Here is a 13,617-nt window from a genome sequence, read left to right as displayed (position 1 = left end):
TCGGTCGACGGCATGAAGTTGGGGGCGAGCGCTGTCCGTGCGCCGGACCGCCGAGCGCTGTGGGACGCCACGCCGAAGCTCGAGCGGTCCCCAACATCAGGGGCACCCAGGTCGTGAACGCTGATGTGCCGTACGCAGATCTCTTGGTGCGGCAGTACGTCCGGCTCCGTCGCGAGCGGAGCCGGGGGAACGCGTGCAGCTGTCCCATAGGGCCACTTGTACGTTTCAAGAGGCGGTGAGGATGCTAGGGGCGCCGGGTGGTTCAAACAACGTTTCAATCGCGGTCATCTGCGGAAATCGCTGAGATCTTTCCGGAGGGAGATCCGGTTGGTGATTGAACGTTTCAATCAATTGGACGTAAGGCCAGAAGTGGCCAACACAGGCTTCACCTTCGGCGCGTCGAGGGGGGAGCCTGTGACTGCACGGAGGAACGGCTCCGGGGCTACGCAAGTCGAAGGCGGGTCGGTACGCGGGATGGCGGAAGCGACGCGTCGGGGGCCGGGACGGGGCACCTTGGCCTTCCGATCCCGGCCACCCAGCGCGTGCGGCACTCGCGGGGCGGAGACGGACGGGCTCGGCGCGCTTCAGACCGGCTCGGCATGCCCATGCCGCAAGGGCCGGCGATTGCTGCGCGGCCCCGCGCCGTCGGGTCCTGGGCTGGTGCCGCGCAGGTGCCCGAAACGCCCGACGTCCGCGAGGGCCGCCCCGCAGGACAGATGAACCCCGCCAGCACGGTGTCCAGCCGGGCGCAGCACGCAACCACTCCTGCCGGCCTCATGTCGTCCTGCGGGGTGGCCGGCAGGAGTGGCCCGGATCAGTACGCCGGGCCCAGTGTGGTGCTGACGCCCCGAAGGAATGCGGCCGGGCGCCCGCCGCACGTGCCGGAGCCTCGAAGCCCCGAACGTCGTGCTCGTTGCGAAACCCTGGCCAGACCCCCTATGCCACGATCACCGGGCTGAGCTCTATCTGAGGAGTTTCCGAAGCACCGAAGGGGCCGTCCTCCGATTCAGTATGGGTGAGCTGGTCGAAGAGTATGTTGACCGCTGCTTCCCCCATCTCGAAATAGGGGAGACGCACCGCCTTAATGTGCTCCTCCGCCAATGGGGAGACGGCGGTGACACCGTATCCCACAATTGACATACCGGACGGATTGATGGGCTGCGGAGGTGAGTTGAAGGCCCGCGCGGCGCCGAGCGCCAGAGGTCCGGTGGTGCAGATAAGGCCGTCCGGCTGCTCTGCCGGCGGTCTTTGCATCACTTGATCGGCGCAGGCGGCGCCGGCGTGCGACGAGCCGTCCGACGCGCGGATGATCTCCAATGCGACACCGGGCGCAGCGGCGAGAGCCGACATGACACCTCGAAGGTGGTCCTGGATCTCACTGGAATCGAGGTCATTCGCCAGGAGGCCGAGACGCCGACGCCCTTCCCCTATGAGGTGTTCGGCCGTGAGACGGCCCCCGGCGATGTGGTCTGTCGACACCGAAGCCTGCACGGGAGAGGTCGCTCGGCGGGTGACCACCACGCTGGGAATCCCGTGATCACGAATGCGGGAGAGTTCCTCTTCGGTCCCCCGGGCAGGAGCGATCATGATGCCCGCAACTCGCTGTTGCACAAACAAGTCCAGGTAGGATCGTTCGCGTTCCTCGGAACCGCAGTGGGCCATGAGAAGGTGCATCCCCTCCTCTTCGACACGCCGCTCAGCAGCACGGGCAGCCTCAAGCGAACCGGCCGTAGAACTCCCGGAAGTGATGTATCCGATTACTGGATTCATTTTTGTGCGGAGCATGCGCGCCACATTATTCGGGACAAATCCGAGTGTTCCTATTGCCTCTTGAATTCGCTCCTGGGTGGTGTTTGCCAATTTCTCGGGGTGGTTGAAGTAGTTGGAAACCGTGGACGCGGCAACGCCTGCCGCAGCAGCCACATCGCGAATTGTCGGCTGGCTCATCCGTGCTCCGGACTCGAGGCGGCTACCGGTCTCTGACGGGTACGGGGGCCAGCGCCGGTCGGCGCCCGCCCCGCGTCTTTTGAGGTGCTGTCCGACTAGGCGCCTCACATGAGGCGCGCGCCTGGATGACCAGGGGAGTGCCCTGCGGGATGGCGTAGCCCGAGCATCCTCGCTCTACGTCGCCGCGTGCACGCCCCGCGCCACGAACACGTAGGTGCCCGAAGGGACACGGTAGACGGCCCGGTCGCTGTCGAAGTGCTGGAAGCGTGCGCCTTCGGGAGCCTCCGGCGCATGGCCGCCCCGGGGAAGCCGGACCTCAGCCGTCGTGTTCGGCGGCACCGTCACCTTCAGCCGGAAGGTGCCATTCGCCAATGACCATTCCGTCGCCACGCGGCCATGGGGCGTGTGGTAGCTGCCTTCGACGTGAGTGAGGTTCCCGACGACGCGCGGGTCGATCACCAGGCTGCGGTACCCGGCGCCGCCGCGGGCCTGGCGGATGCCGGCCAGCCCGCTGTGGAACCACTCTTCGATCTGGAGAAGAATCATGTGATTCTTGGAGTTGCCCATGTCCCATTGCTCGGGGAGCGTGGTGAGGCCTTGGGGGTTCGCGGTGGTCGGTGTCATGAAGAACCCGTAGCTGGGGCGGGTGTCCTCCTGCAGAACGTCCCACAGGACGTCGTCGCGTCCGGCCTGCGTGAGGGCCCGGACGATCGGGGCGAGTCCGATGGTGCCGCCGCTGAAATGCGGTCCGCCGCCGAAGGGGTGGAAGGCCTGGACCAGTTCGACGAGTGAATCGACAACTCGCGGGCGCTCCCCGTCGGGAACGAGGCCCTCGTCGAGAGCGAGGGCCTGGGCGGCTTGGCTTGCGCCTGTTGTCCCGGCGGCGCCTTGGCTGGTGTAGCGGCCGAGATCGCTGTTGTAGAAGGCGTCGTTGAAGGCGGCCTTGATGTGGGAGGCGAGGCTGCGGTAGTCCGCAGCATCCGCGTCGCGGCCGAGAAGCCCGGCCATCTTCGCCATGCGGTCCGCGATCTGGTGGTAGCCCCAGGTTCCGGTGATGCGGCCGGAGGTGCTTTCAGCGCCGATCCAGTCAGCAAGGGCAGCGTTGACGATGTAGGTGTCAGCGCCGGTGCCCGCCTTCTGCGTTCGGATGTATTTCATGAACGCCTGCATCTGCGGGTAGTACCGGGCCATGGTCTGGGTGTCGCCGTAGACCTCGTAGAGGTGCCACGGCACCAGGATGATCCCGTTCCCCCAGTTGATCTCGTCACCGAACTGCCCGGTGTAGCCCCAGTCGTACACGGGCGCCTTGAGCGCGACGTTGCCGATGTTGTCCCCGGCTCTGGACTGCCCTTCGGCGAGGTGGCGTTCCATGGTGCGCAGGTAGGCGCTGTAGCCGAAGTTGCGGTGCAGCGAACCGAAGGGCTGGAGGTAGTCGGCGGGGTAGGCCAGCTTCTCCCGCCCGGGGCAGTCCGTGAAGGTGGACATCATGTTGCTCATGATCGAGTACTGGGCCATGCGGTGGATCCGGTTGATGCGCTCGTCGGAGGTGGTGACGGTGCCGGCAGGGGGGGTGGCCGCATGGAGTTGCACCGCGGTCAGGGTCGCGGCGGTGGGCGTGTAGCCCGCAGGCAGGCCGCTCACCTGTACCCATTGCATGCCGAAGTAGTGGAAGCGGGGGTGCCACGTCTCGCCGTGCCGGCTTCCGCGCGTGGTGTAGGTAGCGAACACGTTCGTCCCGCGGCTGGCTCCGCCGCCCATGATGGAAGCCTGGTTGACGGTTCCGTCTGCGGCCAGGGACTCGGACGGTTTCATGGTGATCGTGGTGCCTTGCGGAACTGTCCCGTCCACGGTCAGCTCAGGCCAGCCGGCGATGTTCTGCCCGAAGTCGAACACCCACACGCCGGGGCTGGGCTGGGTGATGCTCACCGGGCGGATCCGGTCGGCGATCTTCACCGGTTCCGCAACGCGCCACACCAGCTCGGTCGTCAAGTTCGGGGGCGGAGCGACGCCCGCGCGCACCCAGCCGACGGTGGTGCCGTCGCGGCGTGCGGCTGCGGGCGACAGGTCGGCGTCGGCCTTGTTCCAGCCGGGCTGTTCCCGGCGCGCGTCGTAGTCGGACCCGGAATACCAGTTGGAAGTGGTCGTCGGGCCCAGCGACGTCTTCCATGAGTGGTCGGTGACGATCGTCTGGACCGATCCGTTCGCCCTGGTCATCTCCAGGCGGGCGATCAGTCGCGGCGGGACGGCCGCGCCGGCGCTGGGGTCTGTGCTGGCGAGAGAGTTCCCTGAACCCGTGACAGTCGTAGCCTCGGCGTGCGGGCGGGCCAGGGCAGGGGTGAAGGTGATGCCGGTCCCGCCGGCGCCGGCTGTGCCGATGGCCGTGATGGTGCGCGACTCCAGGCGGTCGCCGCCGTCTGCGGTGTCGACGTTGACCGTCCCGCCTACGTGGTAGCCGCTGACGCTGCTCAGCTTCACCGTGGTGTCCCCGGGTGCGGCCGGGGCGGTCAGGGCACCGCTGCCCTTGGACTGGCTTTGCCACCAGCTGTAGGGGGCGGTGCGGTCGGTGGCCGGCTGGGTGACCGAGCGGGTCACCAGGGCCTGGCCATGGCCCAGTTCGACCCCGAGGGTGTTGGATCCCGGGCGGATGAGGTGGGTGACGTCGTAGGCGCGGTACTCCACGGAGAGCTGGTAGTTGGAGCTGCCTGGAGCGAGCACCTCATCGGTGACCGGCTGTCCGTTGAGGTGAGCCTCGTAGAGTCCGACTCCGGCGATGTACAGCCGTGCCTGCACGACGTCGCCGCCGTGTCGGCTGTCGACGGTGAAGGCACGGGCGAAGACGGGCAGGGGGTCGGCGAGCTGCCGGCCGCCATGCTCGATCCACAGGGCTGGATCCCAGTCGGCGCGCTTAAGCAGGCCCATCTCCCAGGCGGCGGGACTGCTCCAGTCCGTGACGCTGCCCCGGGAGTCCCACAATCGCACCTGCCACACAATGCGCTGGCGGGACGTGAGGGCCCTCCCGTGCCAGGGAATGTCGGTCTGCGCTGTGGAGCGGATCTTTCCGGAGTCCCACAAGCAGCGGCCGTGGGCCAGGTCGGTGGCGCTGGCTGCGGCGCGGATCTGGTAGGCATGCTGGGTCCAGTCCGCGGGGCTGCCGGTGACCTGCCAGCCGAGTCGGGGAGCGGGATCGTCGATTCCGAGGGGGTTGTCTCTGCGGCCGTCGATGGTCAGCTGCCCGATGGTCACCTTGCCCCCGTGCTTCCCGGAAGCCGAGGCGGCCGCGGTACCGGCGAGGCCAACCGGGGCTGCCAGTCCACCTGCCCCGGCCACCATGATTCCAACGACGTGCCGGCGGCTCAGGTCACCTGGTGATTCGGACATCATCGGACTCCTGTCGTTCAAGACATGACAAAGGGTGCAGTGAGTGAACAAGCCGGGCTGGCCTGCCTTGTGCTGCGGAGATCGAGACCTAAGGAGGGGAGTGCTCGCCGCGGCGGCGGGCCTGCTTGTGACCGGCCGGGGCACAGCCGGAGAGCCGGGTCCCCGCGCGCGGGGAGGAACGCGCGGAGACCCGGCCGGCAGGTGTCAGCCGCGGCTGACGGTGATGTCGTACGTGCCGCCGGGCACGACGAACTGGGCGTAGCCGTCGGTGACGGTGCCCTTGAAGGCGGTGCATCCGCCGCGGGTGTACACCGTGCGTCCGTTGATCTTGACGGTGGACTTGCCGGTCACCGGAACGGCGATGGTGCCGGAGGTGTTCCGGGGTGTGCTGGCGTGCAGGGCGAGCTTGGCGTCGTGGGCCTTGGACTGCCAGTTCACCGCGATGTCGCCGTACTTGGTCGGGACCAGGCCCTGCGCCCACTTCAGGTCCCCGGTGTGGGGCTTGATGCTCCAGGAGGCGTAGCCCGGGTTGACGGGGGTGACGCCCAGGACCTGCTCGGTGAGCTGGACGGTCGGGGAGGCGGCCCAGCCGTGGGCGAGGCTGGCGGTGGCGCGGTTGACGCCCCCGTCGTTGTTCTTGAACTCCCAGAACGCGCCTGTGTAGAGGGGGTCGTTCTTGTCGACCATCTGGCCCCAGGTGCGGCGCATCAGGTCGAAGGCGCCGTCGGCGTCGTTGACGGTGAAGCGTCCGGCGGTCTCCATGCCGTTGCCGAAGGGCTCGATGGTGTGACCGGTCGGGTCGACCAGCCCCGGACCCATGATCGCGCCGTGCGGGGTCCACAGCGTCTTGAGGGCTTTCAGGACGCTGGCGCGGCGCTCGGCAGGGACGAAGCCGTACTGCAGGGCGAGGGCGTTGGCGTCCTCGACCAGCACGTCGGGGTGGTCGCTGCTCTGTCCGTAGGCACCCAGCTGGGGGTTCCACAGCGTGGCGTTGACGGCCTGCTTGATCGACTCGGCCTTGGCGTCGTGCTCGTCGGCGAGGGCGGGGGAGCCGGCCTGCCGCTCCAGCCAGGCCATGTCCTTGAGCAGGATGTAGTAGTCGATGCTGTACTTGGTGACCTCCCCCGTCTGGCTGGCCTGCCAGTAGTCGCGGTCGTTGGAGGCCACGAGGTGGTTAGCGGTCAGGGAGCGGTCGTTATAGGCGAGTTCCGCACGAAGGGCGGGCAGGATCTTGGTGATGTAGTCCTTGTCGCCGGTGTACCGGTAGTAGTCCATGGCCGCTCGTGCGCCGTAGCCGGAGTAGTTGTTGGAGTAGAACAGCGGTGAGCCGGCGGGGTTGCTGCCCTTGCGGAAGTCGGGGGAGCCGGGGATGGCTCCGTCGGCGCGCTGCGTGGCGAGCAGGACGTCGATCGAGGACCTGACGTAGCTGGCGCCTTCGTCGCCGAGGGCACTGATGGCGGTGGGGCCCTGGACCAGGAGGTCGCCGGTCCAGATGCTGCGGTCCCGCTTGGCGCCGTCGTAGATGCGCTTGTCGGCCAGGCCGTTGAGCCCGGCGGGCTTCAGGTTGAGCTGCAGCGTGTAGGCGCCGGAGTACCACATCCTGTTGAGCTGGTCGTCGCTGGAGAGGAACCAGCCCTTGTAGTCCGCCGGAGTTGCCCGCACGCCCTGGAAGTCGACGCCGGCGGCGGAGAGGGAGATGCTTCCCGGCGAGGTGAGGGTGAGCAGGACGAACCGGAACCCGGGGTGGTAGCTGGCGCTGATCCGGCCCGTGCCGGCGGGCTGGAGGGTGTCGATGCCGCCGACGCCCGCGAGCCCGCGGGACTCGTCCGAGCTGGGGGCGCCCGGTGAGGACGCCGTCGCCGTCTGGGCCGGGACGTCTCCGGTCAGGGCGGGCTTGAAGGAGACGGTCTTGGCGGTGGCGTCGAAGGCGGTTACCGTACGGGTCTGAGCGGTCGTGCCGGTACCGAAGGTGACGGTGTTGCCGACTTCGAGGTTCGCCGTGGAGGCGACGCTGACCTGCGTGGCGCCGGACACCGCGGCGGCCGAGAGGGTCGTCGAGGCCGGCGTGCGGATGTAGCGACGGGCCTCGGACGTGGCCAGCGACAGCGTCGGGCTGCCCTCGATCGCGGTGACGTCGATGTGTGGCGTGCCGGCGATGTCCTTCCCGAAATCCAGGAGCACCGAGGCCGGCGCGCCTCCGGCCACCGTCGTCAGGGTCGTCGCCTTCGGCTTCTTCTTGCCGGTGACCAGCGACGTGGCGTGGCTGACGTCGCCCCGGCTCTCCACGCTGACCGGGCTCACCTCGGGCGAGGAGGGCGCCAGCACGTACGAGCGCCAGTCGGCATGCTTCTGCGTCGAGGCCTCGGCCGGGAGACCGACCGACCCCACGGCGGCGAGGACGGCCACGGCCACGACGACGCGAGAGCGCCTGAGGGTGCGGGGCCTGCCGGCAACTCCGGAATTGAAACGTTTCAACATAGTGGTGTGTTCTCCCTTGGAGTTTGAGAATCAGGAGTGCCAGGAGCGGCCGGGGCGGCTCCCCCGGCCGGGAGTTTGTGTCAGGAACCGGACTTGTAGTCAGCGTCCATGGACCGGAGCACCTTGTCCGGCGTGGACTGTGAGCTGAAGATCTCCTGCAGGCCGCTGAGCATGGTCTGCTGCACCTTGGGGTTGGGCCAGAGCTGGTCCATGAAGGGCACGGTGCGGCCATCGTTGACGAACGTGGACAGCTCGGCGAGGGAGGGGTCGGGAGTGAAGCCCGTGTCCGACAGGGTCGGAAGGCTTCCCTGCGCCTTGACGAAGAGGTTCATGCCCTGGGGCGACATGACGAAGTCGACGAACTTCAGCGCGAGGTCCTTATGCTTGGCCTTGGCGTTGACGCCGTACCCGGTGCCGGTCGCGGCGGGCATGAGGAACTTGGCGGGCGTGTCCGTGGCCGGCAGCGTCTTGAGGGTGAACTTTCCGCTGGGGTTCTTGCCCTTGAGCAGGGCGATGATCCAGTTCCCCTGGATGATGCCCAGGGTCTTGCCTGTTGCGGCGAGTTCCTGGCTGGCCTCGTAGCTGGTGCCCAGCGGGTTCTTCTGGAAGCAGCCGGCCTTGTTCATCTGCTGGTACTTGGCCATCGCGGTGGTCCACGGCGACTTCGCGAAGGTGGCCTGGCCGGCCTGCATCTTCTTGTCGAAGTCCGGGTCGGGCCCGTAGACGGTGGTGGCGACGAGTGCGTACAGGACGATCTGGGTGACCCAGTTGTCCTGGATGCCGAGCGCGAAGGCAGGGGTTCCCTTCGCGGAGGCGTCCCGGCAGAATTCGAGGAGGCCGTTCCATGTGCCGGGTGCGGTGAGGCCCGCCTTGTCCAGGGCGTCCTGGTTGTAGACGGCGCCGATGCCGTTGAGCCCGAAGAGCCCGTTGTAGGTCTTGCCTTGGTATTGGGAAACCTTCTTGACCGCTGTGGGCAGCTTCGCGGCCCAGGGCCGGTCGGAAAGGTCGAGAAGGTAGCCGGGCTTGGCCAGGGTGTAGGTAGCAGCGGGATTGCCGTTGCCCGGCCAGACGGACATCACGTCCGGTCCGGTACCGGAGGCGAGCTTGGTGCGGATCTGCTGCTGGTACTGATCCGCGCCGCTGGTGGTGAGGCGGACGTGGATTCCGGGGTTCGCCTTCTCGAAGGCCTTGACGACGCCTTCCACGGATCCCTGGTCCTGAGAGGCGATGACCAAGGTGGAAGAGGAATCCCCGCCCGCGGCGTTGGTGCCGCCGCTGCAGGCTGCCAGCAGTCCGGCAGCCGTCACTGCCGCCACGAGGGCGGACGGCCTGGTTCTTATCATGGTGTCTCCCGTGGAGAGGTGACGGCGCTCACGAGGGGCGGCCCGTCGAAGTGAGCTGTGGGGCAACGGCACTGATGGTGTAGTGGCCGGAAGCGAGTTTCACGGCGGCCCCGACCGGATGGGCTTCCACGGCGAGGACGCCGGGCTGGCCGGCTGCGGGCTCTCCGCCTTCTTGGACGCTTCCGGGTTCGAGGGTGGGCAGGTGCAGTCTGGCGGTGGAGCCGGGCGGCACGGTGCAGGACACCGTGAGCAGTCCGTCGGCCAGGTTCCATCCGCAGGCGACGTGTCCTCGTGCAGTGTCCTGTTCGGCGTGGGCCCAGGTGAGCCTGCCTTCGGGTTGGGGGCGCAGGAGCAGCTCGCTGTAGGCGACCGAGGAGGGTGTCTGGTCGATTCCGGCGACACGGCCGAAGAGCCAGTCCCCGACGCTGCCCAGGCTGTAGTGGTTGAAGAAGTTCATCGCGGCAGACTGGAAGCCGCTGCGCTGGGTCCACCCGTCCCACCGTTCCCAGATGGTGGTGGCGCCGTGGCGGACCGAGTATCCCCAGGAGGGGTACTCGTCCTGGTGCAGCAGGGCGTATGCGAGGTCGGGGCGTCCGTAGTCGGCCAGGACCGGACAGAGCAGGGCGGTGCCGACGAAACCGGTGGTCAAAGTGGTGTTGCGCTTCTCGATGTCGGCGGCCAGTTGGCCGACGGCTGCTTCGCAAAGAGATTCGGGTACGAGATCGAAGCCCAGCGCCAGCAGGTAGGCGGTCTGAGTGCCGCCTTCGATGCTGCCGTCGTCACGGATGTAGGACTCGGCGAAAGCGGTCCGGATAGCGGCGTGCAGTGTGCGGTAGTGGGCTGCCTGTCGCGAGCGTCCCAGGACCTCGGCGGCCGCCGCCACGATCTGCGTGCTGCGGGCGAAGTACGCGGTCGACATCACATCGCGTGGAGTGGTGACCCCCACCTGCAGCCAGTCACCGTAGGAGTTCCCGGTCCGGTGCTGCCATCTGAGGTCGGGGTTGTGGCGCCGGATGTGTTCCACCCACGCGATCATCGCGTCGAAGGACTGCTCCAGCGCCCGCAGGTCACCGTAGGTGCGCCACAGATGCCAGGGAATGATCACCCCGGCATCGCCCCAGGCCGGCGCCGCCTCACGGTCCAGAGTCATGACGGGGGCGACGTCCCGGAACGCGCCGTCTTCATCCTGGCCGTCAAGCACGTCCAGCATCCAGCGAGCGTAGAAGGCGGCGACATCCGCGTTGCGGCTCGCGGTAGGGGCGAAGATCTGGGCGTCCGCCAGCCAGCCGAGGCGTTCGTCGCGCTGCGGGCAGTCCGTGGGGACGGCGAGGAAGTTGCCGCGCTGCCCCCACGCGATGTTCGACTGCACCTGGTTGACCACAGGGTCTGAGCAGGCAAAGTTGCCGGTCCCGGGTGTGTCGTTGTGCAGTACGTGAGCTGTCACGTCGCCGACGGCGAGATCGCCGGGGTAGTGGTCGATCTCGGCGTACCGGAAACCGTGTACGGTGAACTGTGGTTCGAAAACCTCGGTCCCGGTGCCGCCTGCGGTGTAGGAATCGGTCGCCTGGGCGCGACGCAGGTTGTCCACGTACAGCTCGCCGTCCTGGAGGACTTCACCATGGCGCAGGACGATCCGGTGTCCCCGCTCGGCATGACGGATGGTCAGCTGGACACGGCCGACGAGGTTCCGACCGAAGTCCACGATGTACCGGCCGGGTTCGCGGAGACGGACCGCGACCGCGGGCAGTTGCCGGGTGTTGCGGATCGGGTGGTCGGGCTCGGCGACTAGCGGACCCGGCTCGGTGTCGAGGACGGCGGCCGGTCGGAATCCGCTCGGGACGGGGCCGGGCGCATCCCAGCCCGTGATGCGGCGGCGTGCGTCGGTGTCCTGGCCCATGAGCAGGCCGGCGGAGCGGATCGATCCGGCCTGCTCGGTCCAGTCGGGGCCGCTGGCGATCACCTGGCGGGATCCGTCGGCGAAGTCCAGGACCAACTGCCCCAGGAAGGACGGCCGCTGGCCGTAGTGCTGTGCGGCTCGCCGGGGGTCGAAGCCGACGTATCCGCTCCACCAGCCGTCGGCGACGATGGCGGCCAGAACGTTCGGCCCTTCGGTGATCAGTTCTGTGACGTCGTAGGTCTGGTATTGCAGCCGACGGTGGTATTCGGTCCAGCCCGGGGGCAGTTCGACATCTCCGACGCGTGAACCGTTGAGACGGGGTTCGTACACGCCGCGGGCGGTGGCATACAGCCGCGCCCGGGCCGGCTGGATCGGCACCTGGAAGGCGCGCCGTAGTTGCAGGGGAGGTGACTGCAGCGCTGAGGCTTCGAGGTCGTCGTCCTGGGGAGGATCGAGGTGGGGAAGGCTGGCCAGGTCGCGGCCGATCCACACGGCCGTCCAGTTGGCAGGATCCAGGAGCCCCGTTTCGAACCATGACTGGGAACTGCTTCCCGCGGTGCCGGTCTCGTCCCAGACCTCGACGCGCCAGTGGTAGCGCGTGGATGAGGTCAGGGCGGGGCCCTGCCAGGGGATGAGGAGGGTCTCAGAGGAGCCGCGGCGGCCGCTGTCCCACAGCAGAAGGCGCGGAGTGTCCAGGTCCGCCGGGCGCTTCGCGACGGTGATGCGGTAGCCGCTCTGGGCGGCCGCACGGCGGCGGCAGCCAAGCTTCCAGGAGAGCCTCGGGCGCTTCTCGCCGAGGCCGAGCGGCTCCGTGCGCTGTTCGGCCTGCAGGGCATAGGGCGCAAGAAGCGGTGGGTTCACTGCGTGGATCATCCCTTCAGTCCTCCGGCGAAGCCGCTGATGATCCTGCGCTGGAGCGCGAAGTAGACGGCCAGGATCGGCAGGATGCTGATCGTCAGGGCGGCGAATACGAGGTTCCAGTCGGTGACGTACTGGCCGAAGAAGCCGGCGATCGCCACAGGCAGGGTCTGCTGATTGCTGCCGCTGAGGTAGAGCAGCGGGGTAAAGAAGTCGTTCCACACGGAGACGGCGTTGAGGACGAGCGCGGTCACGGTGATCGGTTTCAGCATGGGCAGGACGACGTGGCGGAAGCTCTGTGCGGGTGTGCAGCCGTCGATGAGTGCGGCGTCCTCGAAGTCGCGGGGCAGGGCACGCAGGAATCCGGTGTAGAGGAAGGTGGTGAAGGGGACCTGGAGGCCGGAGTAGTAAAGGATCAGCGCCCAGGGAGTGCCCAGCAGACCGAGGTCGCGCATGGTCTGGTAGAGCGGGAGCGCGGCGAGCTGGAAGGGCAGGATCAGCCCGAGCATGACCAGCAGGAACAGCCCCCGTGACCAGCGTGCGGTTGACCGAGCCAGGGGGTATGCGGCGAATGAGGAGAGGGCCAGGATGATGACCACGCTGCCGGCCGTGACCAGCACGCTGTTGAACAGTGCACCCCCCAGGCCCCCTTGCTGCCAGGCCTTGCTGAAGTTGTCGAAGGTGGGGGCGCTGGTCGGCCGGATGGGGGACGACGTGTCCGAGGTCGGCCGTACGGACAGGTTGACCAGGACGTAGACCGGAAAGGCGACCGCCAGGGCTACGGCGATCATGACGAGTTCGAGCGCGAGGGTACGTTTGCGGTAGCGGTTCACGAGGCCGCCCTCTCTTCGCGGGCCAGAAGGAGGTACTGGCTGGTCGACGCGACGGCCACGATGACCGTGAGGACGACGGCCAGAGCGATGCTGTACCCGAACTCGCCGAGGGTGAAGGCCTCTTTGTAGATGAGGGTGGACAGTGTGTCGGTGGCGTGGCCGGGGCCACCGCCCGTCAGGGCGTAGACCTGGTCGAAGAGTTTGATCCCGCCGATGATCGACAGCATCAGGTTGATGGTGAACGCGGGTGCCAGCAACGGGCGGGTGATCGTCCAGAACCGGCGGACCGGGCCGGCGCCGTCGATGTCAGCCGCCTCAGTGATCTCTTTGGGTACCGACTGCAGTCCCGCCAAGAAGATGACCATGGAGTAGCCGCCGAACTGCCACACGATGACTCCGACGATCGACCACAGAGCCAGTTGCGGGTCGCCGAGCCAGTCCTGTCTGAGTGAGTTCAGACCGACCGCACCAAGGAGGCTGTTGACCGCACCGTCTGGTCCGAGGAGGTTGCGCCAGAGATAGGCGGTGACGATCGGGGTGATCACCGCGGGGGCGAAGAGCAGAACCCGCAGCACGTTGCGGGTCTTGATGATGCTGTTGACCCCCAGTGCCAGCAGGAGACCGAAGGTGTTCTGGATGACGGTGACCGCCACCGCGATCAGCAGCGTGTGCCAGACGGCCCGCAACGCGACCGGGTCGTCCAGGAGGCTGGAGAAGTTGTCGAGACCGACGAAGGAGAAGTTCGGGTCGAGACCGTCCCAGTCGGTGAAGGCGTAGTACACCCCCCGAACGCTCGGCACCAGCACGACAAAGGCGAAGAACGCCATCGCAGGAGCAGCGAACCACCACGGAGAGGGAGCGCGGCGGCCTCCCGTGGAGCCTC

Annotated in this window: 7 protein-coding genes; all 7 read right to left on the bottom strand. The window is 67.7% G+C overall.

The genetic code is table 11. The features are described from left to right. Window positions 1–936: 936 nt before the first annotated feature. Window positions 937–1,947 carry a LacI family DNA-binding transcriptional regulator gene (locus tag ACFVTC_RS33840; protein WP_390132282.1) on the bottom strand — a complete coding sequence of 337 codons (1,011 nt, stop codon included), beginning with the start codon at window positions 1,945–1,947 and terminating at the stop codon, window positions 937–939. A 174-nt stretch (window positions 1,948–2,121) separates the two neighbouring features. Beyond that, complete coding sequence (locus ACFVTC_RS33835) at window positions 2,122–5,190, bottom strand: family 78 glycoside hydrolase catalytic domain (protein WP_390132281.1); 3,069 nt, start codon at window positions 5,188–5,190, stop codon at window positions 2,122–2,124. Between the two features lie 339 nt (window positions 5,191–5,529). After that, window positions 5,530–7,737: an alpha-L-rhamnosidase C-terminal domain-containing protein gene (locus ACFVTC_RS33830; protein ID WP_390132280.1), complete on the bottom strand. Its 2,208-nt coding sequence runs from the start codon at window positions 7,735–7,737 to the stop codon at window positions 5,530–5,532. A 146-nt stretch (window positions 7,738–7,883) separates the two neighbouring features. After that, window positions 7,884–9,146, bottom strand: coding sequence for an ABC transporter substrate-binding protein (locus ACFVTC_RS33825; RefSeq protein WP_390132279.1), 1,263 nt, complete (start codon window positions 9,144–9,146; stop codon window positions 7,884–7,886). Between the two features lie 28 nt (window positions 9,147–9,174). Further along, window positions 9,175–11,916: a family 78 glycoside hydrolase catalytic domain gene (locus ACFVTC_RS33820; RefSeq protein WP_390132278.1), complete on the bottom strand. Its 2,742-nt coding sequence runs from the start codon at window positions 11,914–11,916 to the stop codon at window positions 9,175–9,177. Beyond that, complete coding sequence (locus ACFVTC_RS33815; protein ID WP_390132276.1) at window positions 11,913–12,734, bottom strand: carbohydrate ABC transporter permease; 822 nt, start codon at window positions 12,732–12,734, stop codon at window positions 11,913–11,915. The genes ACFVTC_RS33820 and ACFVTC_RS33815 overlap by 4 nt, the downstream gene beginning before the upstream one ends. Further along, a complete protein-coding gene (locus ACFVTC_RS33810) occupies window positions 12,731–13,561 on the bottom strand; it encodes a carbohydrate ABC transporter permease (protein ID WP_390132275.1) in 831 nt (276 codons plus the stop codon). The genes ACFVTC_RS33815 and ACFVTC_RS33810 overlap by 4 nt, the downstream gene beginning before the upstream one ends. Window positions 13,562–13,617: the final 56 nt, after the last annotated feature.

Source organism: Streptomyces sp. NPDC057950 (assembly GCF_042887295.1).
Lineage (GTDB): Bacteria > Actinomycetota > Actinomycetes > Streptomycetales > Streptomycetaceae > Streptomyces > Streptomyces kaempferi.
Note: the sequence above shows the minus strand (reverse complement) of the source record. Positions and strands in the feature narration are given on the sequence as shown.